Origin of the sequence: Bacillus sp. MD-5 (assembly GCF_002201875.1) — a bacterium.
GTDB classification, from domain to species: Bacteria; Bacillota; Bacilli; order Bacillales; family Bacillaceae; genus Bacillus; species Bacillus stercoris.
Genome location: NZ_CP021911.1, coordinates 3004619 through 3030869 on the forward strand (window position 1 = coordinate 3004619; position 26251 = coordinate 3030869).

The 26251-nt window shown below is 47.3% G+C and carries 14 protein-coding genes and 1 pseudogene; 3 read left to right on the forward strand and 12 right to left on the reverse strand.

Annotated features, from left to right (window positions below; genetic code table 11):
• Nucleotides 1-20: 20 nt before the first annotated feature.
• The 6 genes from essA to CDO84_RS15305 form a co-directional block, all read right to left on the reverse strand.
• Entirely contained in the window at nt 21-476 is a 456-nt protein-coding gene (essA, locus tag CDO84_RS15280) for a type VII secretion protein EssA (protein WP_082032975.1), read from the reverse strand.
• A 31-nt stretch (nt 477-507) separates the two neighbouring features.
• Nucleotides 508-3732, reverse strand: a complete 3225-nt coding sequence (gene esaA / locus CDO84_RS15285) for a type VII secretion protein EsaA (RefSeq protein ID WP_040081963.1) — start codon at nt 3730-3732, stop codon at nt 508-510.
• Nucleotides 3729-8216 carry a type VII secretion protein EssC gene (gene essC / locus CDO84_RS15290; RefSeq protein ID WP_040081962.1) on the reverse strand — a complete coding sequence of 1496 codons (4488 nt, stop codon included), beginning with the start codon at nt 8214-8216 and terminating at the stop codon, nt 3729-3731. Before essC ends, esaA begins: the two co-directional genes overlap by 4 nt.
• A gap of 60 nt (nt 8217-8276) precedes the next feature.
• Nucleotides 8277-9623 carry a type VII secretion protein EssB gene (gene essB, locus CDO84_RS15295; RefSeq protein WP_040081961.1) on the reverse strand — a complete coding sequence of 449 codons (1347 nt, stop codon included), beginning with the start codon at nt 9621-9623 and terminating at the stop codon, nt 8277-8279.
• Nucleotides 9624-9637: 14 nt separating this feature from the next.
• Nucleotides 9638-9877, reverse strand: a complete 240-nt coding sequence (gene yukD / locus CDO84_RS15300) for an ESX secretion system protein YukD (RefSeq protein WP_003228763.1) — start codon at nt 9875-9877, stop codon at nt 9638-9640.
• A gap of 69 nt (nt 9878-9946) precedes the next feature.
• A complete protein-coding gene (locus tag CDO84_RS15305) occupies nt 9947-10240 on the reverse strand; it encodes a WXG100 family type VII secretion target (RefSeq protein WP_003220661.1) in 294 nt (97 codons plus the stop codon).
• A 509-nt stretch (nt 10241-10749) separates the two neighbouring features.
• Between CDO84_RS15305 and adeR the strand changes: the two are divergent.
• The 3 genes and pseudogenes from adeR to CDO84_RS15320 all read left to right on the forward strand — a co-directional run bounded on the left by adeR (nt 10750) and on the right by CDO84_RS15320 (nt 14052).
• A pseudogene (adeR, locus tag CDO84_RS15310) lies at nt 10750-12019 on the forward strand (sporulation transcriptional activator AdeR).
• Nucleotides 12020-12120: 101 nt separating this feature from the next.
• Nucleotides 12121-13257, forward strand: coding sequence for an alanine dehydrogenase (gene ald, locus CDO84_RS15315; protein ID WP_014477847.1), 1137 nt, complete (start codon nt 12121-12123; stop codon nt 13255-13257).
• A gap of 111 nt (nt 13258-13368) precedes the next feature.
• Complete coding sequence (locus CDO84_RS15320; RefSeq protein ID WP_014665213.1) at nt 13369-14052, forward strand: YukJ family protein; 684 nt, start codon at nt 13369-13371, stop codon at nt 14050-14052.
• A 37-nt stretch (nt 14053-14089) separates the two neighbouring features.
• Here the strand turns inward: CDO84_RS15320 and CDO84_RS15325 are convergent, their stop codons facing one another.
• From CDO84_RS15325 to CDO84_RS15350, 6 genes are read right to left on the reverse strand one after another with little or no spacing between them, the layout of a single operon-like run.
• Complete coding sequence (locus tag CDO84_RS15325) at nt 14090-14299, reverse strand: MbtH family protein (RefSeq protein WP_014665214.1); 210 nt, start codon at nt 14297-14299, stop codon at nt 14090-14092.
• Between the two features lie 14 nt (nt 14300-14313).
• Complete coding sequence (gene dhbF / locus CDO84_RS15330) at nt 14314-21450, reverse strand: non-ribosomal peptide synthetase DhbF (RefSeq protein WP_040081960.1); 7137 nt, start codon at nt 21448-21450, stop codon at nt 14314-14316.
• A gap of 19 nt (nt 21451-21469) precedes the next feature.
• Nucleotides 21470-22408 (reverse strand): isochorismatase, encoded by a 939-nt coding sequence (locus CDO84_RS15335; RefSeq protein ID WP_040081959.1) that lies wholly within the window; start codon nt 22406-22408, stop codon nt 21470-21472.
• 27 nt (nt 22409-22435) lie between these two features.
• Nucleotides 22436-24055 (reverse strand): (2,3-dihydroxybenzoyl)adenylate synthase, encoded by a 1620-nt coding sequence (locus CDO84_RS15340; RefSeq protein ID WP_040081958.1) that lies wholly within the window; start codon nt 24053-24055, stop codon nt 22436-22438.
• Between the two features lie 28 nt (nt 24056-24083).
• A complete protein-coding gene (gene dhbC, locus CDO84_RS15345) occupies nt 24084-25280 on the reverse strand; it encodes an isochorismate synthase DhbC (protein WP_040081957.1) in 1197 nt (398 codons plus the stop codon).
• A 24-nt stretch (nt 25281-25304) separates the two neighbouring features.
• Nucleotides 25305-26090, reverse strand: coding sequence for a 2,3-dihydro-2,3-dihydroxybenzoate dehydrogenase (locus CDO84_RS15350; RefSeq protein ID WP_040081956.1), 786 nt, complete (start codon nt 26088-26090; stop codon nt 25305-25307).
• Nucleotides 26091-26251 lie beyond the last annotated feature (161 nt).

The window sequence follows — 26251 nt, forward strand, 5'->3', positions numbered from 1 at the left end:
ACACAACACAAGCACGCGGCCTATGCTTTCTTGTTTTCCTGCGCTGTGACTTTTGGGATGAGGAACACGATACTTGCAATTCCGAGCAGGATCAGTACGACATAGATCATCGGCAGCAGCAATGATGATGTTTCTTGTTCATTCTCTGTTTCCGTTGATGACGCCTTTGTCATTGGCTTTTCAGCAAATGTAATTCCAAGCTGTTTGGACTGGGCCGCAATCGTGTTGGAATCCTGGGCATTTGTTGATGTAAACAAACCTTTTATCAGCTCGGCGTCCTTGTCCTTCGGTTTATCAAAAGTGATATCCTTCTGTTCCTCAGGCAGTTCTGTTTTCTCTTCATAGTAGGTATCTTCATGTAAATAATTCGTATCAATTTCGATGTCTTTTTTCTGATACTGGTTTGGCGCGACATCTGTATTTTCTTCGGTTTGGGCAGCGGCGGCAGAGGGTATGAAAAGGGAAAAGGAGAGCATACAAATCATGATCCCCTTTTCCATGCTGCGATTACGCTTCATACGTTTCATCGCTTTCTGCTGTGTGTTCAGCCATCAGCCGGATAATCAGCGGCAGAGCCGCGGCAATCACCGTAATGATTAGCAGAACTGTTATTCCCATTGTAAACAAGTGCCCAGTACCGTACTGGATGTCGATATATACTTTCGAAACCGGATCTTCAAATGTAAAGTTCGGCATGATCAAATCAATAAGCGGTGCAACATAGAATAGAATCATTGCCGCTGAAGCAACCCATCCAGGGATCGATCCGAATCTGAACGCCGTCCGGATGAAGGCAGAACTTGCGACCAGCAATAGAATCGTAAACACTGACCACTTAATCGTCTGATCGTCCGGCAGTGAATAAATATTCAAACCGAACAAGCTGATCATGAGTCCGACAAGGATATTCAGAATTCCGAATAGCGCTCCTTTGACGAGAAGCGGCGCGTTTTGGTAATACGAGCTAAAATAGCCGATTAACAGACTGCTGATCAACACAATGACAAGGATGACAACCGGCGGTACCGTCTGAGTTTTCTCTTCCGGAACCTCTCCGCTGATTTTAAGCGGATTCGCCAAGTAATCATACACATAGCCATTGTTTTGCCCGTCTACTAATGTATTTCCGAGTATGCCGTATACGTCATTGCGCACGAGTTTCGTGGAGGCGACATTTTTCCCCCAGTTGTTGTTTAAGGTGTCGGCTTTTGCTTGAACATCATTGACGCTTTGCTGCATATTGGTTGTGTAATCAATGATGCCTGACTGGCGATCAGACAATGAACCCATCATGTCTGACATTTGCAGCACTTCCTGACCGACCGTATCTTGGACATTCAGTGCCATTGTGCCAGACAGTCCATCGTTGCTGAACGTCGCAGATTCCTGCGTTGCGCCCGTTACCAGCTGTTCTGTCGCTTTTGCGGCACTTTCAGAGATGTTCGTCAGTTCGTCGAGAACACCTGCTTGAGAGTCGCGGATATAGCCGCTGTAGTCGTCCGCAAATTTGGTCATTCCGTCGATGAAGCTGTTAATGTCTTCATCAGTTTGCATCGTGTTGTTTTTGAGAGCTTCCCAGCTGGCTGATTCTTCAGGTGTGAGAGCCAGTACGGAATTGACGTTGCCCTGCTGGCCGTTAATGGCGCCGGCTTTTGCAGCACTGTCTATCGTACCTGATAATACAGAGTCATAAACAGACAAATATTTATAGTATCTCATTAAAGCGGAGATGCTTTCTGTATTGATTTCTCCTGAGAATTGAAGCTGATCTTTATTTTCAAGCTCACGAATCGCACTGTAAATCCCTTCAAACTCCCGTTTCCGTTTCGCTTCGAGATTTTCAAGCTTACCTTCGAGCTTTTTCACTTTGTCCTTCAGATCATCAATTTCATCATTGAGACCGTCCATTTGCTCTTTTAGTTCCTCTAACTTCTTTTTCAGCTCTTCATTATGGGCAGTTTCTTTTTCTTTGAGCTCTTCTTCAATCTGCTTGATTCGCTCAGACGCTTTGCTGAGCTGTTCTTTTGCTTTAGCGATATCAGAAATGTCGCCGTTTCCTGGTTGATCTTGGTCCCCAGGCCCCGTCGTATCTCCGCCGCTACCGGTATCTCCTGAATCTCCGGTTCCGTCTTCATTTGCCAGCTTGATCAATTGAAGGGCTGAATCAGATGATGCAGTCTGTTCGGCAGAAGCGCCTGTTTCAGTTTTTCCGCTGTCTGATGCACCGCCGGTCTGCTCCTGACCGTCTGTTCCCTGCTGCTGCTCTTGATCCTGAGTACCGCCGTCCGTTTGTCCGTCATTACCGGCATCACTGCTGTTATTATCGTTCCCTGTGTCGCCCTGTGTATCATCAGGCTTTGTACTGCCCCCGTCATCAGGTTTTTCTGGATTATCAGTGGGCGGATCGTCTGGTTCAGTACCCGGGTCCTCCGGTGTTGGATCCTCTTTTTCAGGCTCCTTCAGATTGTCTGAAATGTCTTGAATGTCAGCAGCGATATTTTTCAATTCTTCACGCTGTTTTTCCAGATCGATTTTCAGTTCTTCAGGATCTTCTTCTTTCGGGTCTTTATCTTTATCATTGTTGTCAGAGCCATCGTCTATGACTGGGTCGTCCCCTTTCGCAACTGTCAATGCCTGACGTGCCGGGACAAGCAATTCATAAACCTGATTTAGTGCTGCCTGTCTTGATGCGGCCTGATATTGATCGATTAAATCACTTTGGATTTTCGCCATGCCAAGTTCCTGCTGAGGCACTTGGCCCTCCCTGATTTGCTGGGCGTTTGCCAGCACATTGCTGGTTTGCCCAAGCTGTGTCTTCGCTTGGCTGATCCCAGTTGCCAATCCGCTCATGCGTTCGCTGAACTGATTCGCCTTTTGCTGTGCCTGGATGGCGTCCAGGCCTGTCCGGATTTGCTGCTGTGTTGAATCCTGGGCTGCCAAAAGCAGCTTTTTCTGATTCTCTTGATATTCTTTGTATCTTTCAACTGTATCAATGAATTCTTTTAGCGTGTTTTTGGCTTCCTCCGCTGTAGAAGCTTTTTCTTTTGTCGTGCCTTGCGCTTCATTCATTGATTTCTTCAGCTCATCGATTAAGTCTTTTTGCTGTTTGATTTCACCTGCTAAATCATTAGAGCTTGGTTTGTAAAAGTTGTACATGACATTCTGGAATTCAGATTCTTTATTGACGATTTTGTCAAATTCTCCTCTGATGTTGTCCACTTTTTGCGACACAAAATTCCAGTATAAGGCCGACATTTTTTTGTTCATTGTCTTTTGGGCATCCTCAAGCTCACGCTGAACTTTTTCTTTGTTGACCGCATTCAGGTTATCTTGAATGCTGAATTCCAGCGTTGCTTTTTGTGGATGGTCTTTGTCATAGCTCAAAATGTTTTTTGAGAAGTCTGAGGGAATATAGACGATCGCATCGTATTTCTTTGAAGCGAGACCGGTCTCAGCCGCGCTTCGGTTTACGACCGTCCACGAATAATCAGGCCGTTCACCCAGAACAGCCGCTACTTCCTTGCCGAACTGGGCGGATTTGTCCTCTTCATCAGACTTTACCTCATCACTCAATACGCCAGTGTCTTCATTCACCACCGCGATTTGCCGGGTGGAATTGACTGCTTTTTTCGTCGGATCGTCTCCGATAAATCGGAAAAACAAAACCGGCAACAGCAAAATGATGATGACGGCGGATATTAACTTGATCAAGCTTTTTCGTTGTTCTGTCATCTAGCACTCTCCCTTTCAGCAGAACATAAAGGAATTTGAACTTTTTGCTCCTTCCCGTTTTCCACAACATATCCGAAGCCCGGCTGAATCTCAGGCTCCTGTCTTTGGTACGGGAGAGGAATGACATTTTGCTCAGATTTTTTCATCAGCAGAATCGCGTGGCGGATTTGCTTCATCTCAGTCGTCAAGGAGTCATAGCCTTTTGAGAATTCGCTGTGGTTACCACCCGGGATAAAACTGAAGCCAAGATGCGCGTATGATTTCATGAAGTTAGCGAGACGGTCTTGTATTCTCGTATCAATCGTCTGCTGGAATCTCGTTATCCCGTCAATCATCAACACCACTTGTGAGAATCGCAGATTGTGCGCGTCTCCTTGGCGGACGGCTTCTACATACATGGCTTCTCTTGTTTTGAAAATATCTTCTGCTGTTTCAATCCACTGCTCAATATCTTCTTTCGTTTCCAAATATGAAACATCTGATTCCTTCACATAATGAGATAAGCCGCGATCAATCGAGTCAAATAGGCCGATCATTTCGGTCTCATCATCAATCAGATGTTCAAGCATGACTTTTAGGACGTTTGTTTTCCCGCGCTGAGTCTGGCCTAAAATCAGGCAGTGCTTATGCTTGCCCAAATCAAAATAGACTGGGCTGACTGTTTCTTCATGAAGCCCGATCGGTACAGATAAAGGCTTGCGTTCCAGCTTGAAGCGGAGAGAAAATTCTCTCGTCGACAAGCTCTCAGGCAGCATCGGAATCGGTGCCGGCTGCTCCATTGAAGCAAAGCGCTCTTGAAGTTTCTGAACGTCTGATTTCAGCCCATTGAACATGCCGATATCATCATCAGCGTCAACAGGCAGGAACATTTGCGCGAAATAAAGCTCTTCTTTTTGAATGATGACACGTCCCGGGATCGGCTCAAGATTGAACTTCGGACGGCCATAAATGGAATATCCCTCAGATTGATCCATGAGATAATGGACAACCTTTGTTTTCAAGTTATTTAACAATGATTGGCGGACAGCATTAACACGCGTTGCCGTCAGCATGAAGTAGATCCCTAAGCTCTGTCCGTCTCTGGAAAGCTGGACAAATTCCGATTCAAGCTCATGCATCTCATCCTTGACGATGTCAAAGTTGTCAATGGTGATGAAAATGAATGGAAGCTCTTCTTCGCTAAGCGCATTGTACATTTTGATGTGGCTGATTTCTTTTTCCCTGAACAGACGTTTACGTCGGTCAATTTCTTCTTTGATTCGAATCATGAACTTTTCAATTTTTCTTGACTGGTCCATCAGGAAGTAATCCGCGGTATGCGGGAGCTTCGCTAATGGCAGAAGCGTTCCGTTACCGAAATCAAAGATATAGACATGAAGCTCCTCAGGTGTGTACACGTCCGCAAAGCTCATCAGGAACGTCGCGGCTGCAATTGATTTTCCGTAGCCCGAAGAGCCGAATATGCCGATATTTCCGTCTTCCATCATCTTATAAGCAATCGGCGCCTGTCTTTGCAAATCAGGTTCATCGACATATGCAAAGTGGAAATGGTCTTTTTCGTCTGAAGGGAAAAGAGTGCGCGGAATACGTTCCGCAAGCGGCGGCAGCCAAGGGCTTGGCAGCTTCTCGATTCCCATTTCATCTTGGATGCGTTCAATTTCGTCAACGACAGCTTCAATTTCAGTATGAACGTCTTTTTTCGCAATATCTTCGGTATCAACCTCAGAAAGCGGAATCAGACCCGTATCTGTGACGATCGCGATTTCATCCTCAGTACCGTAGACTTCCTCTAAGTAAGGCGCCCCGCTCCATGCAGATTGGAACAGCTCATACACTTCATTGTTTCCGACCTGCAGATAGCCGCGGCCTGTTACGGTAATGTTTGCGGCATCGCTGTTTTTCAAAATTTCTTTACTGTCAGTGGCATCCTGGACCTTGAGCGCTACTTTAAAGCGCGAGTTACTCCAGATCTGGTCGTCGATGATGCCGCCTGGCTTCTGTGTCGCCAAAATCAAGTGAACGCCGAGGCTTCGCCCGATACGTGCGGCGCTGACAAGCTCCCTGATAAAATCTGGCTCCTCGCTTTTCAGCTCGGCAAACTCATCAGAGATTAAGAACAAGTGAGGCATCGCCACTTCTGCTTTCCCCTGCTTGTACAGCTTTGTATAGTCATTGATGTGATTGACTTGATATTGGTCAAACAGACGCTGCCTTTTTTTCAGCTCGCTTTTAATGGAAGCAAGCGCACGCATACTGAAGTTTTTGCTTCCTTCAATATTAGTGATCGTGCCGAGGAGGTGGGGAATGTTGCGGAACGGCTGCGCCATTCCTCCGCCCTTATAGTCAATTAATAAGAAAGCCGCTTCGTGCGGATGAAAATGCACTGCAAGTGACAGAATGTAGGTCTGGAGAAATTCACTTTTCCCAGATCCCGTTGTCCCGGCAAGCAAGCCGTGCGGACCGTGTGCTTTTTCGTGAAGGTTCAGATACACAATGTCATCTTTCCCTTTATAGCCGATCGGCACTGACAGTGACTTCGAAGATTCGCTCGTCAGCCATCTTTGCTGAATGCCGATTTCTTTTACTTCCTTCGCATGAAAAAGCTCCAGGAACGATACCGTTTCCGGAATGGAATTCGTGATGCCGACCTGGTGATTCAGCGTCCGCAGCGTGCGTGAGAACCGTTCGTTGTCCTCACGCTGATGATGATCGAGACGGAACGGGATTCTTACCGCTTTTTTCTTTTGAATTAAAATGTCGCCTTCATGCTCATTGATGTAGCGGACAAGGGTTGTAATGTTTTCCGACAGGCTCTCCTTTGTTTCCGCAGCGACAATTGTCGAGATGCCCAGATGCTCATGCTGTCCTTCTAAATATTCGAGAATGACATGCTCAGAGATCAGCTGCTGATTCGTGATAACAAATACAAAATGCGGTTTGAACTGCAGTTTTTCTTTGTCATCTTCGAGATCGCGCTCTCTGATCAATTCGTAAAGCGAAGACAGAAGCTGATCTCGCGTTTGCTCATTATAAATAAATCCTTTTGCATAAATATGGGGCATTTGAAATTGCGGAAGCCACTTCATCCACTCCCAGTCTTTATACTCTTCTTCATGAAAAATAAAAACGAAACGCAAATCGTGATAGCTGTTAAAGAACGACAGCTGTCCGATCAGCTGGTGGATCTCATTTTTCACAATTTGGGATTTACCGACAAGCCCCATCGGACCTTCCGCCAAATCGACCGTCACCGGCGCATTGCGGATGTCCTTATAGACACGCTGCATGTGCTGTGATTTCTCCATGAGGTCATCGATATCACGATTCGCCAAGTCTCCGCCGCTCATATTGATTTCATAACTCGAGGGGACTGTTCCCGTCCCAAGCCGCAGCTGAAGATAATCCTTGCTTTCAAGTGATTTTTCCCAGATTCGGTCACTGATTTCACTTGTTAAGTATTTCATTTTTTCAAATGAAGGAAAGTGAAATTCAAGAACCTGCTTTTGCTTCTCAGCAAGTGCCTGAAGCTCTTTCCGTTTATTGTCTAAGTAAAGCTTATATACACGCTCCCGTTTTTCCTCGCGTTTTTTCCGCTGATTCTTATCCCGGAAATATTGCACTGTCGAGGTAATGAGAGTCATCATAAACATCGCCAAAGAAACAAGTATAAATATGCCGCGCGGCTGGATGATGGCGACTACGCCCATCACGATCAGCATCACAAGCGGAGGCAGGATGACGAGCCACAGCCCTCTGTTGGTTTGATCGCTCTCCTGAGAGGGAAAACTAAAGGAAACGCGGTCATCCGGCAGATCGTACACCATCCGCGGCGTTCTTCTGTACTGCGGATATTTTTTCTGCATCTCTGTACTCGGTTTGACTGTTTCTGTTAACGCTGTTTCAAACTGGGCAAAATGAACGATTTCTAAAAGGTCTTGTTCTGTCACACTCATTTGCGTGAAGTTCCAGAAGATTTCATCTCCCGGCTTGAGCGGCGTATTGGCGTTGATCTTCTCTCCGTTCAAGAAGATCGTTCCGCTTTCAGGGCGAACCGACCAGTTGCCGCCGGCACGAAGCAAAGAAAACGTGCTTTGTTCTGCAAATGCAAAACCTTGCGGATTCAGATAAATATCTGCATTCGTCTTTTCTGAGGAACATACAATTTCATCCCGGTTTCCCGTAAAATAAACAGATTTCTCAGGTTCACTGCCCGTCAATATCAAGCGTATATCCTGCTGATCCGTTTGAAGAGTAAATGATATATCCGTCTCAATCATGCCGAGACAATCATTTCCCAGGAAAACTTCGTATTGGCCGCCGGATTCCTTTCTTTGAAGAGAAATGACTCCGCTATTAAATGGAATGGCGCTGATCGTAACGGAATCTTTCACATCAGGCCCAATGGTCACCGGATGAGACGACGGGAGGTTAGACAGATTTAATTTTTGAACGTTATTTTGGTAAAAAACCCATAATAGACTCAAATGGCGAACCCCCTAACGGCCGAATAGCAACATGCGATGACCTGCGCTTCATGTCTCACGTTATTTGTCATCTTTTTTCTCATCTTTCTTTTCTGTTTCTTTTTTCTCTTGTTCTTCTTTTTTCTTCTGTTCTTCTTTTTTCGCTTTTTCCTCTGCTGCGGCTTTTTCTTCCGCTTGTTGTTTTTCTTCGTCTGCTTGTGTCTGTTCTTCGCTAGTATCGACTAATGATGTATCAGAATTAGACTGTTTATTGTCTTGACGTTCTTTTTGCGCTTTTTCAAGTTCACTATTTACTGAATCAAGTTCTTTCTGTATGTCTTCATCATTTGTATCCTCAGATAAAAGCTGCTGCTTATATTTAGCAAGGGCAAAGTAAATATAATCATTGTATTCAAGCTTACGGCCAATACTGATCGCTTCTTTGTATTCTCCTCGACCATAATCAATCCAGTACAAGAAATGCTGAGGGTCTGATTGAAGGGTGACTAAATTATTTTCTATATTTTTAGTTTTTGCACTCCCCAGATTTTCGACCTCAACATAAGACGTCGCCAGCTGATACTGCACTGATTCAGGCAGGCTTTCCGCATCGTACTTGGACAATGTGCTGATGACTTCACTGTACTGCTTGTTTAAGAAAGCACGGTTGCTGTCCACTATTGCCTGGTGCTTTGGCTGCGCGAAAAATAAGGCGTACATCGAGTAAATAAGGGCCGGTACAAGCAAAACAATGAGCCCCAGGCCGATATATCGCTGGATGTTCCACTTCTTTCTCGGGATATGTATGTATGTTTTGGCTTTGGCTTCGAGCTCATCAATATGGGTTTGAATCAGCTCAAGCAGGCCATCATAGGATTCCGCATCCAATATCGCTTTAGCCTCTGGGGAGAACGTCAGCGTTTCATTGAATTTCAGATAGTCTTCAAATGCAAAAGCGCCGTCAACCGCCAAAGCCGCTGCCGCTTTCAGCTCCCGCCACACTCTTTCCTCATCATGCTCGTAAGGAGGGATGCTTTCTTTTACTCCATAATGGAGAAAATAAGGCGTCAGCCCTTTATCGAATACAATGTTTTCCGGAGCGACAATCACATTCAGCCTCGACAAATTGTGCTGCTGCACGGCTTGAACAAGCTGATAGGCAAACTGCCATTTGCTTTTTTTATCCTTAGCTTTCATGAAGCGGAATGCTTTATAGGAGGAGGGAGGTTGGATTGTGATGATGACCTCATCATCTGTCACGTCGATCTCTTTATGAAAAAATGGATTTACATCTTTGATCACATTAGCTTCAAGACCGTCCAGAAGCTTTATTTTTTCCCGCTGAAAGGTAAATGTATAGCCGGCATCTGTTTTCTCGGCAACGGCTTCTAATTGGTTTTCTAAATACGATTTTTGTTTACCTGACATTCAACCAGATCCTTTCATAATATTTCAAGCCGGTCTCCGTTTGTAATGCCGCAATCAGACAGCTTGCATTCTCCGGAAAACACCTTATCCTTGTTAACCACTCTGATCCAGTGCCCTTCGCGCGGAGGCATAGATACGCTTTGGGCCTGCCAAGCAATATCAATTACTTTTTTCACTGGGTGGTAATCTGACAATCTGAGATCAAAGACACTGCCGTTATAATGTTTCAAATCTATAGTAATATCAATATACATTTAGGATCACCCTTACATAGAAAGAGCGCCGTCTTCTTCTGAATCAGGCGCTCCTTCCCTTTCATACTGTTATCCGCGGATTTGATTTGCGATGTCTTGGTCAGTAGACTCAAGTGTATTTGCTGTTTGATCAAGCTGCTGATTCACATCTTGAAGCAAATCTGACATTTTGATAAATGAAGGTTTGAGCTGCTCGTATTGATCTGCGAACGCTTCGCTTGAAGCACCTTCCCACATGCTTTTCAAATCAGAGATCATTCGGTTTAAACGATCAACCTGATTTAATACTTCTTGGCTTTCAACGCCGTATTGCTTCGCCATCGCTCTTAGCTCTTCGGGTGTGACACGAATTAATCCTGCCATATTCCTCATTACCTCCTGTGCCATCAGCCTAAATATGGGCTAATTCACTTATTTTTAGAACGTCATTATTATAAAAACAGTTTTTCGGCATAGTCAAACAAATATGTTTTAATTTTACAAAATGAGTCCAATGGTTTACCTCGAACCACTTAAAAATAACATATATTGTAAAGTAAATAGGTTTATTTTCTTAATCTTCTTTTCATCCTTCGAATAATCCAAAAGACCCAAATGATTCTCCAACTCCCAAAAAAAACCTTTCAGAATATTTGATGCTACAGCACCATTTCTGAAAGGTTCAGTTTTTTCTTTCCTTAATCAGTCCCGCCTCCGATGACTCTCTTAGAAGATTAATAGGATAAGCTTTCGTATCATATAAGGCATACAACTGTACTTTAAAAAGGCGATTCACCGCCACATGTATATAGAACGTTTCTCTCATGTAAGTGTTTTTCTTTGTTGTTGATTTTCACAAACAACAACAATCATAATAAAAGGAAGGGGATGAGATGTCAAAGAGAAATCAAGCACGAAAAAGTAGGGAGATTTATGACCATGCCGAATGATCCGTTTAAATATAGTTTTGACAGACTTGAAGATGTGGCTGATCATATCAGCGACGTTCTGCGGTGCCCGATCACCATAGAGGATGTTAACCACAAGCTGCTTGCCTACAGTACACACAGCGACTGCACAGACCCTGCCCGGACGTCTACCATTATTGGCAGAAGGGTACCGGAGAAGGTGATTAACAAGCTGTGGAAAGACGGGACAATTCCTGCTCTCTTAAAAACGGACCAGCCGATCAGAGTCAAGCAAATCGATGAAGTAGGGCTGAGCAATCGCGTCGCTATTTCGATTTGGAAAAACAACCAAGTGCTTGGCTTCATATGGGCGCTTGAGATCCAAAAAACATTGTCTGATGATGACCTGATGACATTGCAAATGGCGGCAAAAGCAGTGAGAAACAAACTTCTTAAACTTCAAATCAGAAAAACAAAAAATGAAGAACGCAGCCAAGAATTTTTCTGGAAAATGTTGACTGGACACATCCATCAGGAGGCCGACATGGCGGATGGGTTCCATAAGCTTGGAATGGCCGCTCCTTCAGAATTTTCCGTTATGATCATCCGCATAAACGGTGAGCTGACTGAAAAAATCGAACAGCAGCTGCAATATTTACAGGAAACGACCCAGCAGGTTTACGTGTTGCTGGCGACCGTAGATTCTAATGAACTGATTATATTAACCGCACCCAAAACAGATCATCCTTTTCAAGATTTAAAACAGTTTGCTTTCAGTACGCAAAAACAGCTGAAGGAGCGGTATAAAATAGAAGACGTTTCTATCGCTTTTGGCGGAATATACAGCTCTATTTCTTTTGTCTCCCGCTCCTATCAGGAGGCATTGTCCGTCTTAAAAGCGAAGGAACGGTTCGCAGAAGAGACCAAACATCTTTTCAGCTTTTCTGAGTTAGGCATTTATCAATACTTAGATGTCTTATATGAAAAACGGAAACTGGCGGGCTATGATAATTACTCGCTTTCCAAACTGGAACAATATGACCGAGATCACCAGTCAAACCTGGTAGAGACGCTAGAGCGCTTTATTGAAGCAGACAGCAGCGTGAATACGGCTTCCAAGCTATTAAATATACACGTTAATACGCTGAATTACCGTCTCAAGCGAATCAGCCAGATCGCTGAAATTGATTTAAAAAATGTGAATCAAAAATTCACCATCTATTTAGATATTAAACTTCGGCACATGGATTTGTGAAATTTCACAAATCCATGTTTTTTTATTTTCTTAATCAAACAAAGAATTTTCCAAAATATCGAGCTACACTAAAAATATCACAGATACAGGAGGAGACAGATATGATCATAGGGGTTCCTAAAGAGATAAAAAACAATGAAAACCGTGTCGCTTTAACACCTGGAGGCGTTTCACAGCTCATTTCAAACGGCCACCGAGTGCTGGTTGAAACAGGCGCGGGCCTTGGAAGCGGATTTGAAAATGAAGCCTATGAGTCAGCAGGAGCGGAAATCATTGCTGATCCGAAACAGGTCTGGGACGCCGAAATGGTCATGAAGGTAAAAGAACCGCTGCCGGAAGAATATGTTTATTTCCGCAAAGGTCTTGTGCTGTTTACGTATCTTCATTTAGCAGCTGAGCCTGAGCTTGCACAGGCCTTGAAGGATAAAGGAGTAACTGCCATCGCATATGAAACGGTTAGTGAAGGCCGGACATTGCCTCTTCTCACGCCAATGTCCGAGGTTGCGGGCAGAATGGCAGCGCAAATCGGAGCTCAATTCTTAGAAAAACCTAAAGGCGGAAAAGGCATTTTGCTTGCCGGGGTGCCAGGCGTTTCTCGCGGAAAAGTAACGATTATCGGAGGAGGCGTGGTCGGGACAAACGCGGCGAAAATGGCTGTCGGACTCGGTGCAGATGTGACGATCATTGACTTAAACGCAGACCGCCTGCGCCAGCTTGATGACATCTTCGGCCATCAAATTAAAACGTTAATTTCTAATCCGGTCAATATTGCTGATGCTGTGGCGGAAGCGGATCTTCTCATTTGCGCAGTATTAATTCCGGGTGCTAAAGCTCCGACTCTTGTGACTGAGGAAATGGTAAAACAAATGAAACCTGGTTCAGTCATTGTTGATGTAGCAATCGACCAAGGCGGCATCGTCGAAACGGTCGACCATATCACTACACATGACCAGCCGACATATGAAAAACACGGTGTTGTGCACTATGCTGTAGCGAACATGCCGGGCGCTGTTCCTCGCACATCAACAATCGCTCTGACTAATGTTACAGTTCCATACGCGCTGCAAATCGCGAACAAAGGGGCAGCAAAAGCGCTCGCAGACAATGCGGCACTGAGAGCGGGTTTAAACACCGCAAACGGACACGTAACTTATGAAGCTGTAGCGAGGGATCTAGGCTATGAATATGTTCCTGCCGAGAAAGCTTTACAGGATGAATCATCTGTGGCGGGCGCTTAATTCACATTGAGCTTGCAGAAAGATTTCTGCAGGCTTTTTTTATCTTTTAAAAGGAAAAAGAGATCATTTCACGAATTATGATTATGAAGTTGATCATAAAGGAGGATTCATATGGCTGTTCAGCAATATGGCGTGTTAAAAGGCATTGTCTTAGACATGAAGCGGGAAACAGATGATGACAGTCCTCATTTCCAAGTCAAAGTGCTCGGTGAAGAGAATACGTATTACAGGTGCGCCATCAATGTGATGTCCAGTTCTGAGGAATCTGAAGTATTGTATTTGGCTGACGATCAGTTTGATTCGAGCTCGATTACCATCCTTCCGAACATGCCGTATGGATATACAAGGATCAATGAGGCAAACCGTGAAGTGGCGCTTGATTACGTGCGGGGCAATTTGTTTGACCCAGGAGAAATGAAGCCTTTGCCGCATGAAATCACGGGGCCTGATAATGATTTAAATGATTTTATTGAAACGTATATGAAGAAAGCGCAAGATGAGAAAGCGCCGGTTTATATATTCGGTTCCAAATTCGGACCTGAACAGGCTGCAGATAAAATATTCGGCTTTACCCCGACCAACGGCATGCACAATATCCATATGAATCAAGGGAATGCAATGGATACCCGCTGGAAAAAAGACAACGGTTCTTGGCATGACGGGGGCATTCTGATTCAGTTTGCCGATCAGTGGGCCGCTGTGTTTTTAGCGTTTTTATCCCAATCTTGGTGTACAGATGAAAACGGAAACCCGGTCAGAGATTGTGATCATACCCAAACGTCTGCGCAAAAATAGAAAAAGAGACTGCTTGCCGCAGTCTCTTTTTATGCGATTACACATTTTCAACAGTCTTTAGGCTGTTTGGCCTCATGTCTCTCCAATGTGATTGGATATAGTCCAAACAGGCTTCACGCCCTTTTTGTTCATGAACGACTGTCCAGCCGCTCGGCACATCTATAAAACCGGGCCATAGGGAATATTGGCCTTCTTCATTGATCAGCACCAAATAGGTGCCATCCGCATTTTCAAAAGGATTTGCCATCTATTTCTCCTCCCTTATTGATGTAACTCTTTCAGTTTGACAGCGAGAACCTTGCCGATTTGAGCCAGCGGTTCCGGCTGACATAAATCTTTATGACGGCAGTTGATGTCGATTTGTTCAATCTGTCCGTTAATATAAGGCTTCCACGAATCAGGTTCAATCGGATCAAACCATTCAGGAATGATTGTTGATCTGAAAAATAAAACATTTCCACGGAAGGTTTTCGGCTTATAGGAGCCTAAAATGCCGACAGAATTGACATACGTATTTTTCAGATTTAAAATGACCGTTTCATCCAAGCTCGCAAGCGCACTGCCGTCACTGCGAAGAATCTCAATTGCTGCTTCAAAATCTAGCGGTTTGTCCCCTAAGCTGTCTGGATCGTACCCGCCTAACGCCAGAAGGGCAATAAGCGCTTCCGCATCATCCGGCGCCTCTTTTATAGGAAGGAAGTGGTTTGGATAGGCATCCAGCATCACCAATAGGGCAACTTCTTCTCCTTGATTTTGCAGCTGGGTGGCCATCGCTTGAACGACGTTCCCGCCCAGGGACCAGCCCAGCAGATGGTACGGTCCTTTCGGCTGGACCCTTCGTATTTGTTCAATGTAATCGGCCGCCATGTCATCAAGTGTTTTCGGAAGCTCCTCGCGCTGCCCGATTCCCCGTGCCTGCAAGCCATAGATCGGATAATCCATTCCTATATTCGTCATCAAACCGGCATAGCACCAGCTGAGCCCCCCTGCCGGATGCACACAGAATAAAGGAAGCTTGTCTCCGCTTGTTCGGAGCGGCAGCAGAACATCAAGAGCGCTTTGGCTTGATCCCATTTCAAGTCTTTCAGCAAGCCCGGCAACAGTCGGCGCTTCGAATAGGTTGCCGATGCTGAGTTCAACGCCGAGGGATTCGCGGATGCGGCTCATGAGCTGTACAGCAAGCAAGGAATGTCCGCCTAAATCAAAGAAACGATCATCAATGCCGACACGCGGCAAGTGAAGCACCTCCATAAACAAGTCACAGAGAATTTCTTCCTGCGGCGTTCTCGGTCCGCGTCCTGTCACTGACCCTGCGAAATCCGGAGCTGGCAGCGCTTTACGATCAAGCTTTCCATTCGGTGTCAGCGGCAATTCTTTCATCGTCACAAAGGCAGCAGGCACCATGTAATCCGGCAATCTCTCAGCAGCATATCTGCGCAGTTCCGCCGTATCAAATGTTTCTTCCGAAGGGATGACATAAGCTGCCAACCGTTTATCTCCCGGCTGATCCTCACGAACGATCACTGCCGCATCTTCAAGCTGCGGATGCTGAATGAGCGCTGCTTCAATTTCTCCCAGTTCAATCCGGAATCCCCGAATTTTCACCTGATGATCGGCGCGGCCGACATAGTCAAGAGAACCATCAGCGCGGAGGCGGGCCACATCCCCAGTGCGGTACATCCTAGTGCCTGGAGGACCGAATGGATCAGCTATGAAGCGTTCAGATGTTAAACCAGGCCGGCCTAGATAGCCTCGTGCTAACCCCGCTCCTGATACATACAACTCTCCGGCAACCCCCGGCGGCACCGGCTGCAGGCGCTCATCCAGCACATATACACCAAGATCGGGAATGCCGCAGCCGATCAAGCTGTTTGCCCGTAAAGCTGCCATGCTTCGGTCTAATTCGATATAGCTCACATGCACGGTTGTTTCTGTAATACCATACATATTGATAAGCTGCGGTCTATTTTCAGGGTGGCGGTTATACCAATCCTCTAAACGGCTGAGTTCAAGCGCTTCTCCGCCAAAAATGACATAGCGCAGGCTGAGCGCCTGTCCGAGATCCGGCTGTTCCCGTTCCGCCTGCATAAACTGATAGAAAGCGGACGGTGTCTGATTCAGAACGGTCACACCCTCTTTGACAAGCAGGCGCAGAAATGCTTCTGGCGATCTGCTGACGTGATGAGGAACGATCACGAGACGCCCGCCATGCAGCAGAGGACCCAAAATCTCCCACACTGAAAAGTCAAAAGCGTAGGAATGGAACATGGTCCAGATATCGTCTGAGCTGAAATGGAACCAGTGCTCGGTCGCTGCAAATAAACGCGTTACGTTTTGGTGAGGAATCATCACACCTTTTGGAACACCTGTAGAGCCGGATGTATAAATGACATACGCCGTATTCAAAGGCGTAAGCGGCTGGATCCGATCCGTATTATCCGGATTATCAGCTGGGTATGTGTTTAGTTTCTTTTCCAGTTCGAGATCATCCAGTACGATTTTCGGCACGTTGTCCGCTGGCGGAATGTGCTCTGCAGCTTTAGTATTCGTCATGATAAACGCGGGCTGTGCATCTTTTAGCATAAAAGCAATTCGATCAGCCGGATAATCCGGATCAAGAGGCAGATAAGCTGCTCCGGCTTTCAGTACTGCCAGTAGCCCGACAGCCATTTCTAATGATCGGGGCAGTGCCAATGCCACAAATTGCTCCGGCCCGACACCTTCACTAATCAGCATGCGGGCAAGCCGATTTGCTCTTTCATTCAGCTCTGCATAGCTCAGTGCCTGATCTTCATAAACAACGGCAATGGCATCAGGACGTAAAGCAGCCTGTTTCTCAAACTGCTCAGGTAAACATGCGTGCGGAATCTTTTCAGATACACCTTGCCAATCTGTCACCATGCTGCTGCGTTCCTCTGGCGCAAGAATATCCAGATTTCCGATTTGCTCGTCAGGATCAGACTCTGCAGCCTCCAGCAGGCGCATCAATCGGTCAGCAAGAGCCTGAGCCGTTTCCCGCTTGAAAAGATCAGTGCTGTATTCAAGCAGTCCTTCCATCCCGTTTGGTGTCCCGTCAGCAAGGCGATCTTCACTGATTTCCAGCGTCAAATCAAACTTGGCAGAACCGACACTGTTGATTCGCAGGCTGCTCTCCATATCAGGAAGATGCAGTTCAGCGTCCGGTGTGTTTTGGAACGCAAGCATGATTTGGAATAAAGGATGCGTCGCACGCGAACGAGCCGGATTGAGCACCTCTACAAGTCTCTCAAACGGCAGATCCTGATTGTCATAGGCGGCCAGATTCACTTCCCGTACTCTGTCTAGAAGCTCACGGAAGCTTGGGTCACCGGACGTATCGGTTCTGAGCACCAATGTATTGATAAACAGCCCTACAAGATCGCCCAGCGCATCATCATTCCGTCCCGCGATCGGACTGCCGATCGGAATGTCGGTACCCGCCCCGAGCCTTGTCAATAAAGCGGCGAGACCGGATTGAAGCACCATAAATAGGCTCACCCTATTTGCGCGAGCCAGCTCCTGCAAGCGCTTGTGAAGGCCGGGCTCAATACGAAAATGAATCGTATCCCCATCATGGCTCGGCTCAGCCGGACGTGAATAATCGGTTGGCAGTTCAAGCTGGTCAGGCAGATTCTTCAAGGTACCTTTCCAGAAAGCAAGCTGTCCGGCAATCAAGCTATTTGGATCATTCTCGTTTCCAAGCAGTTCTTGCTGCCAAAGCGCATAGTCCGCATACTGCACAGCAAGAGGCGCCCATTCGGGAGCTTTTCCGTGGCAGCGAGCCGCATAAGCCGTCCCAAGATCTCGGGTCAGCGGCGTTAAGGACCAGCCGTCCCCAACAATATGATGCACGAGAAGAAGGAGCACGTACTCGTCAGGACCGATCACAAAAAGCTCGGCACGAAAGGCCGGTTCAGCTGCAAGATCAAAGCTGTAGCGTACAGCTTCGGCAAGCCGATCAGAAAGCTCCTTCTCAGCAATTTCAGTAACATGTAACTCAGGACGGGCTTGGTCGGCATCTAAAATATGCTGATAGGATGTCCCCTGTGTTTCAGGGAAGATCGTCCGCAAGCTTTCATGACGGCAGACGAGGTCATAAAGTGCCGCTTTCAGCACTCCTTGATCAAGCTCACCCGACAAACGGACAGCAACCGGAATATTATAAGTAGGACTCGGTCCTTCCAGACAATGTAGGAACCATAGCCGGCGTTGGGCAAAAGATAGCGGGATTTTTTCAGATCGCTCAGCTCTTTGCAAAGCGGGACGTGCACTCTGCGCCTGATGAAGATGGGCAGCGAGACCGGCTACTGTCGGTTCGTCAAAGAGCTTGGCGATACCAAGTTCGGCTCCCATTACCTCGCGAATGCGGCTCATCAGTCGGGCTGCGAGAAGAGAATGACCGCCAAGCTCGAAGAAACTGTCATCGATACCGACACGTGCCAAACCGAGAACCTCTGCAAACAAGTCACACAATATCTCTTCCTGAGGAGTCCGCGGGGCCCGACCACTGACAGATGTGCTGAAATCTGGTGCCGGCAGTGCTTTCCGGTCAAGCTTGCCATTAGGTGTTAACGGCAGCTCATCCATCTCCATAAACGCCGCCGGCACCATATAATCAGGAAGACTGGCCCCCATATAACGGCGAAGCTCGGCAATATCGATAGCAGAATCAGCGACTACATAAGCCGCCAATCGTTTGTCTGCCGGCTGATCTTCCCGTACGACAACCGCGGCCTGTTCAATGTGCGGGTGCTTGGCAAGCACGGCATCAATTTCTCCGAGTTCAATTCGGAATCCGCGAATTTTGATTTGATTATCCGCCCGCCCGATATAATCCAAAGACCCATCAGCGCGCCAGCGAGCCTGGTCTCCGGTCCGATACATCCGAGTCCCCGGCGGTCCGTATGGATCTGCAACAAAACGCTCAGCCGTTAAATCAGGGCGGTGGAAATAACCTCTGGCCAAGCCGGTTCCTGCGATATAAAGCTCGCCGACAACCCCCGGCGGCACCGGCTGCAGACCGTTATCAAGCACATACACCTGCGTATTCCAAATCGGTTTGCCAATCGGCGGAACGCCCTTCAGCCCTTCATCAAGAAAAGCTGCTGCAGACCAAATCGTTGTTTCAGTCGGACCGTATAAATTCGTGACTGAACAATGAAGGTCTTGAAGCGCCTGCAAAAGACCGCTCGGCAGCGCCTCACCTCCGACAAGCACTCTAAGCCCCCGAAGTTTCTCAGGTTCACTCGTCACCAAAGCATGCCATAGTGTCGGTGTTGCCTGCATGATATTGATATCGAAATTTTCAATCATTTGAGCTAATGCCTGTGGCTCTCGGATCGTTTCTTTCTTTGCGATCACGATTTGCGCACCGCTAATCAGCGGAAGATATAACTCCAATGCTGAAATATCAAAAGCGACAGTCGTCACAGCCAACAGCCTGTCTTCTTCTCCTAGAGAAAATGCCTCCTGCATGGACAGCAGAAAATTGCTTAAGCTTTTCTGTGTCACAACGACACCCTTCGGTCTTCCGGTTGATCCTGATGTATAGATAATATACGCAGGATGGTCAAGAGAAACCGATACATTCGGATTGTCAGGCGAATAGCGTTTTAAAACCTCCTGGGTAACAGCCTGATCAAGCACTAGCTCCGGTACAGCCAGGTCATCAGGCAGACTGGCTGCTATTTCCTCAGTCGTTATGATGCATGAAGGCTTCGCATCCTCCAGCATGTAAGAAATACGGTCGGCAGGAAACTCCGGATCAAGCGGGAGATACGCCGCACCAGTCTTGAGCACAGCAAGCATTGAAGCCACCATCTCCGGAGAACGCGGCAGCGCTAAAGCGACAAATTGCTCCGGACCAAGGCCTTTTTCAATCAACAGATGCGCAAGGCGATTTGCCTCTTCATTGAGCTTTCGATAATTGAATTGAATGTCATCACACATAAGAGCGATACGATCAGGCGTAAGAACTACCTGTTTTTCGAACATGTCCTGGAGTCTGACCAGCTTCTCGGATTTTGCCGTATGGTTCCATTTATGAATGATTTGTTCTTTCTCCTCTGGCAACAGAAGCTCCATTTGCCCAATCAGCATGTCCTCCCCGGCTGAAGCCGCTTGCAGCAGCTGCAGGATACGCTGCTGATGAAGCTTAATATCAGACTCGCTGTATACCTCGGGATTCGCATCAACATCAATTCGCAGCCCGCTGCCATCTGTTCTGTCATATACATTGATTGATAGATCATCAACAGGACCGGCTGAAAGATTATGCGTTATGCCCCGGGCCCCGGCAAAGTCGAGACCATAATCAAACGGCATGAGATTGATTTGAGGGCCAAATAATCTATGATTTTCTCCTATCAATTTCAGATCACGCCGAAGCTCTTCATGGCGATACTTATGATGTCGCCGAATACTGCGGATTTCCCGGGAAATTTGCTGAATCAGTTCAGAAAAGCTCATCGAAGAGCTGACAGTCAGCCGAAGCGGGAGAAGGTTCATCACCATAGCCGGTACATTCAGTGATGCGGAACCTATCCTTCCCATCATGGGCAGGCCGAGCACAACATCCTCAGAGCCGGTCATACGGTGCACATAAACAGCTGACACCGCAATCATAACTTCATGCCAGCTTCCTGAGAAATAGCGCGCCGCTTCTTTTAACGCGTTTACATCAGACGGAGGCAGATATGCCGTATGACGAAGAAAATTGTTAGATGTTCTTGGCGCCCGATCAGCCAAGCTCACAACTTCAGGTGCATCTGCAAAACGGTCCAGCCAGAATTGACGATCCTTCTCATACTGCTCTGATCCGCGATAATCTGTATCCTCCTCCAAAATGGCTTGGAGAGACCCAAAGGAACGATCCTTAGCTGTTTGTCCTTTTATAAGCTTGGTATATGTACTTGCCACACGCTGGGCTATCAGGGAAAAACCGAAGCCATCGATCGCTATATGGTGAATGCGCTGATACCAAAAGAAACGATCAGGCCCGGCAATAAACAGAGCTTCATTGAACAAAGGGTCATCTCCTAAATCAACCGGCTTTGCCAAATCCGCTTTCATCCAGTTTAATGCTGTTTTTTCCGGATCAGGCTCAGAGCTGACGTCAATGACGTGCAGCTGTACATCCGGAGACGGGTTTATCATCTGCCATGGCCCGTCCATATTTTCACCGAAGTGGACATGCAGCGATTCCGCTTCCTTGATCACGTGCCGCAAAGCTTCTTCAAAAAGAGCAATATTGATGGGTCCATTGATTTCTATATATTCTGCCGTATTGTAGATTGGATTGTCCGGAGCAAGCTGCTGAGCAAACCATATGCCAGTTTGCGCCCCGGTCAAAGAATATTGAAGATCTTTTGTATCAGGCATCCGTTTGTTTACCCTCCTTTTATAAATAATCCGCGTTTGGCAGCACTTGCTGGCTGCGGGTTGTGAGCAATTTCTGCCATTCTTCGATCGTTGGGCGTTCAGCCAATTCCACGAAAGTCACCTCTGCCCCTTCACGGCGCCATTGTTCCACCAATGTCATGATCCTTACCGAATCTAGACCACGATCGAGCAAATCCTCTTGATCTGTGATGTCTTCCGGTGTTTCTTGTAAAAGCTCAGCAATTTGTTTACGGATATTCTCACATGTAAACACTTCTTTTTTGCCGGTGTTTGCTGACGTTTTTTGAACGTCTGACGGCGCATTCTGCAGCTGATCAAGAAGACTATCAGTCATCACGGTAAATGCACAGCGTCCAGCCGCATAGTCCAGCGCCATTTGATGTTTTTCTAATGAAAAATCAGCAACTGCATCTCCCACGAAAAAGGCTTTCACATCCTCCATAAATGCTTCACATGCTGTAACGAGACACCCAATATGGGCGTAAATTCCGGTAATGATCAGCTGATCGCGTCCCTCTTTGCGCATAATGTCGAGCAGGTCCGTTCTCTTAAACGCGCTGTATCTCCATTTTGTCAGCACAAGATCATCATTCTCCGGTGCCAGCTCGGGTATAATTTTCTCCTCATAAGGACCGCTGTTTAATCCCGGGCCCCAAAAATCTGTCAGCAGCGCCCGGTCAGCTGGATTTTGGCTTCCCGGCTGCGCGGTATAGACAACAGGAATCCCAAGCTGAACACATTGATCCTTCAGCTTTCGTATATTCGCTGAAAGCTCTGTTACCGGGGACGCTCCTGCTGTGAAAGCATCGACAAAATAGTTTTGCATATCGTGTATCAGCAAGACAGCCCGATTTGGATCGGGCACCCATGATACTTTGTTTTGCGGCATATCAGACGCTGTCGGCATTTGATACGGCTGAATGGCAGGTATAGCCATTGGAACACTTCCTCTCAAATTGTTGTTTTATTTTTTTGCCCCTGCAAGAAGCTTCTCAGCAATGGCTTCACGAAGGGCCTTTTTGCTTACCTTTCCTACCCCTGTCTGCGGGAAGGATTCGACAAATTCTATACGGTCGGGAATTTTATATGCCGCCAGTCCGCGCTCTCTCAAAAAGGCTTTGAGCTCTGCGGATTTCGGGGCTTCATCCCGGGGAATAATAAACACACAGGATCTCTCGCCAAGAAATTGATCAGGCATGGAGACCATTGCCGCATCATGGACAGCCGGATGCGCCAGCAAATGATTTTCTACCTCTTCAGCCGCAACCTTTTCTCCTCCACGGTTAATTTGGTCCTTCGCACGGCCTTCAACGACAATATAGCCGTCTGGTGTCAGCCTGACGATATCACCCGTACGGTAAAAACCGTCCTCAGTAAATGAAGCAGCATTATGCTCTTCCGCCTTATAGTAACCTCGAATTGTATACGGTCCCCGCGTTAGCAAGTGGCCTGCTTCACCAGGTTTTACATCGCGATCCTGATCATCCCAAACACGCACTTCATCATATGGGGACATCGGTTTTCCTTGGGTATTGACAATGATCTCCTCAGGGTCATCCAATCTCGTATAATTGACAAGCCCCTCTGCCATTCCGAACACCTGCTGCAGCGTGCAGCCGAAAACAGCTTTTACCCTTCGCGCGGCTTCAGCATTGAACTTGGCACCGCCGACCTGCAGCACTTGAAGGCTGGATAAATCGTCACGGCGCGAGGATGCCGCATCCATCCATACCATCGCAAGAGGCGGAACAAGAGCGGTTATCGTGACCTTCTCTCTTTCAATCAAAGGAAATGCGTCATCTGGACTTGGAGAAGGAGATAAAACCACTCTTCCTCCAGCGTATAATACGCCGAGAACCCCCGGTGAGCTCAGCGGATAATTGTGCGCCATCGGCAGCGCAGCCAAGTACACCGTGCTGTCGTCGAGCCAGCAGACCTCGACACTCCGCTTCAGACTGTAAATGTAGTCGTCGTGAGTCCTCGGAATCAGTTTCGATAGCCCGGTGCTCCCGCCAGAAAGCTGGAGGAACGCCACATCTGAAGATTTGACTTCAGGCAGTTTTACAGGTTCTGTATGCAAATCGTTCAGCGGCAAAAATTCCTCTGCCTCACCCGCGACAATGACGTGTTTCAACGTCGGCAGCTTGCTTTGAACCTGTCTGGCAAGTGAACGGTAGTCAAAACCAGAATAAGAATCGGGAATGATATATGCAGCCGCTTCAGCAAACTCGCAAAAGTATGTAATTTCACTGCTTCGATGTGAAGGCAATGCGAAGACTGGGAGCGCCCCCAGGCGGAAGAGCGCGAAAATGACTTCAAAAAACTCTTTGATATTTGGCAGCTGCACCACGACACGATCCATCTGTTGAATGCCAAGCTTCTGAAATCCGGCAGCCAGACGATCAACCCTTGTGTCAAGCTCTTGATAGCTCCAATGGGTGTTCCCGCATGTAATCGCAATACGATCGCCATATTTGGCTGCCCGGTCTCTTAACAAATCTCCAAACGTCTCGCCGGCCCAGCAGCCATTCTTTCGATAGGTCTCAGCTAACTCATCAGGCCAAGGAGTAAATCCTTTCAGCATATTGTATCCCTCCAGCAATCCATTCTGTTCATATGTGATCCACGCCCATTGCCCGCAGCATTGTCCGAAACTTTGCGGATGTTTCTTGAAGCTCGTCCTCGGGCTTTGATCCGGCAACAACACCAGCTCCCGCATACAGGCGGAGTGAGCGATCTTCTGCCTCTGCACAACGGATCGTCACGATCCATTCTCCGTCACCCGCATCGTCACACCAGCCGACCATGCCGGTAAAGAAACCGCGGTCGAACGGCTCAATGCTGAGAATCGCTTCTCTTGCAAGATCAGTCGGTGTTCCGCAGACCGCCGGCGTCGGGTGAAGTGCCGCCGCCAATTCAAGTGCGGTTACAGATGGATCGGAAAGCTCTCCCTTAATCACGCTGGACAGGTGCCACATCGTTTCTGTTTTGATCAGTGAAGGCTTCTCCGGAACCTCTAGCGTCCGGCAGAAAGGCCTTAGCGCTGCCGCAACTGCGTCAGCCACAACTGCGTGCTCATGAAGATCCTTTGCGGAAGCAAGCAATTCAACTGCCCGGCGCTGGTCTTCAACAGGATCATCACTGCGCGGCCTTGAACCGGCTAATGGATTGGAAACGACCTGAGTTCCCATCCTTGAAACGAGAAGCTCCGGACTTGCACCGAGCAATGTTCGGCGGGGAGATGTTTCCGCCTGACTGGACACGTCCGCGGCAAATGTGTAGCCATGCGTGTTATGCTGAGCCAAATGGCGAAGCAGCTCATCCGTCTGAATCGGTTCAGGCGATGTCAGCTGCAGCGACCTGGACAGAACGATTTTGCTGAGTGTTCCATCGGCAATGCGCGCCAGTCCTTGTTCCACACCATTTTTATAATCCTCCGGTGCCGGAACAGGCTCTATGTGGTATGTATGCTCACATTGCTGTTCCTTCTCCGCATAGTCAAATTGAAGCGGTCCTGACCAGCGAACTTCTTCAGGAACAACGAGCCGCGCTGCTTTTACTTGATCAAATGGAACGGCCCCGACAACAAGCGGACGGCTTTGCCCCGATCGCTTTGCCTGACGCAGCGTCTCAGCAATACGGATAGAAAGGGTTTCCATTTGATTTTGCCCGTCTGCCTCCGGTACGATTTCACATATGCCTTTCGCTAACAGTACGCGATGAGGTGAAGCTAAGAAAAAAGCACCCGGCTGATACTCATGAAGCAAATGCTCTGCTTTTGTTTCTGGTATAACGTTTTGTTCCAACATTCTCATGAACCTCCTTTAATTCAGTTACACGCCTAACGTCGCGCCGCCATCTACGCATAAATTATGCATCGTAATATGCCCTGCCTGGCCAGAAACCAAAAAGAGCACCGCATCCGCAATATCCGAAGGCTGGGCTAATTTTTTGAGCGGGATCCCTGTTTTAAATGTCTCAAGTGATCCTTTTATGACTTGCTCCGCTCCATTCTCGTCGGCCCATAATGACCACTGCATGTCTGTTTCCGTTGACCCGGGAGAGACGATGTTGCAGCGAATATTGTATTCTGCAAGCTCAAGGCCAAGGCATTTCGTAAACATCACAGCCGCAGCCTTTGAAGAGGCATATGCTGCCATAGATGTTCTTGGCACACCCGCAGCATTTGATCCGACCGTTACGATCGAACCCGATCTCCGGTCCATCATATATTTGCTGACTGAACGCGAGGCGTTAAATACGCCAGTCGAATTCACTGAGAACGTCGCTTCCCATTCCTCATCACTAAGCGAATGGATGAGACCCGGGCGAAGGACACCCGCTACATTCACCAAAATATTAATCGGCCCCATCTCGCGTTCGATGCGCGCCGTGATCTCGTCAATCGCCGCGCTGTCTCTCACATCCGCAGGAAAAGCTTCCGCATGGTGCCCTTCCGCTTTGAGGCTGTTCACAACCTTTTCCAGCTTTTCTGGATTATAATCAACTGCCGCAATATGTGCGCCTTGACCGGCAAGCGTCCGCGCAACCGCTTCACCTATCCCTTGGGCTGCCCCTGTTATAAAAGCAATTTTGCCCTTTATATCCGTTGCATTCATATCATCAATTCCTTTCTTCACTCTAGATGCCGAACAGACATCCAGAGAAAAAGACTGTCGCACTTTGAAAAGCGCAATTTATTGATAATGATTATCATTATCAATTATAAAAATAATCATATCCAAATGTCATGTGACAGTCAAATATAATTTCAGTGACA

Excerpts from the sequence above, each read along its gene's own strand:
- essA (WP_082032975.1), bottom strand. The coding sequence starts at position 476 with ATGCTCTCCTTTTCCCTTTTCATACCCTCTGCCGCCGCTGCCCAAACC.
- esaA (WP_040081963.1), bottom strand. The coding sequence starts at position 3,732 with ATGACAGAACAACGAAAAAGCTTGATCAAGTTAATATCCGCCGTCATC.
- essB (WP_040081961.1), bottom strand. The coding sequence starts at position 9,623 with ATGTCAGGTAAACAAAAATCGTATTTAGAAAACCAATTAGAAGCCGTT.
- yukD (WP_003228763.1), bottom strand. The coding sequence starts at position 9,877 with ATGTATATTGATATTACTATAGATTTGAAACATTATAACGGCAGTGTC.
- CDO84_RS15305 (WP_003220661.1), bottom strand. The coding sequence starts at position 10,240 with ATGGCAGGATTAATTCGTGTCACACCCGAAGAGCTAAGAGCGATGGCG.
- ald (WP_014477847.1), top strand. The coding sequence starts at position 12,121 with ATGATCATAGGGGTTCCTAAAGAGATAAAAAACAATGAAAACCGTGTC.
- CDO84_RS15320 (WP_014665213.1), top strand. The coding sequence starts at position 13,369 with ATGGCTGTTCAGCAATATGGCGTGTTAAAAGGCATTGTCTTAGACATG.
- CDO84_RS15325 (WP_014665214.1), bottom strand. The coding sequence starts at position 14,299 with ATGGCAAATCCTTTTGAAAATGCGGATGGCACCTATTTGGTGCTGATC.
- dhbF (WP_040081960.1), bottom strand. The coding sequence starts at position 21,450 with ATGCCTGATACAAAAGATCTTCAATATTCTTTGACCGGGGCGCAAACT.
- CDO84_RS15335 (WP_040081959.1), bottom strand. The coding sequence starts at position 22,408 with ATGGCTATACCTGCCATTCAGCCGTATCAAATGCCGACAGCGTCTGAT.
- CDO84_RS15340 (WP_040081958.1), bottom strand. The coding sequence starts at position 24,055 with ATGCTGAAAGGATTTACTCCTTGGCCTGATGAGTTAGCTGAGACCTAT.
- dhbC (WP_040081957.1), bottom strand. The coding sequence starts at position 25,280 with ATGTTGGAACAAAACGTTATACCAGAAACAAAAGCAGAGCATTTGCTT.
- CDO84_RS15350 (WP_040081956.1), bottom strand. The coding sequence starts at position 26,090 with ATGAATGCAACGGATATAAAGGGCAAAATTGCTTTTATAACAGGGGCA.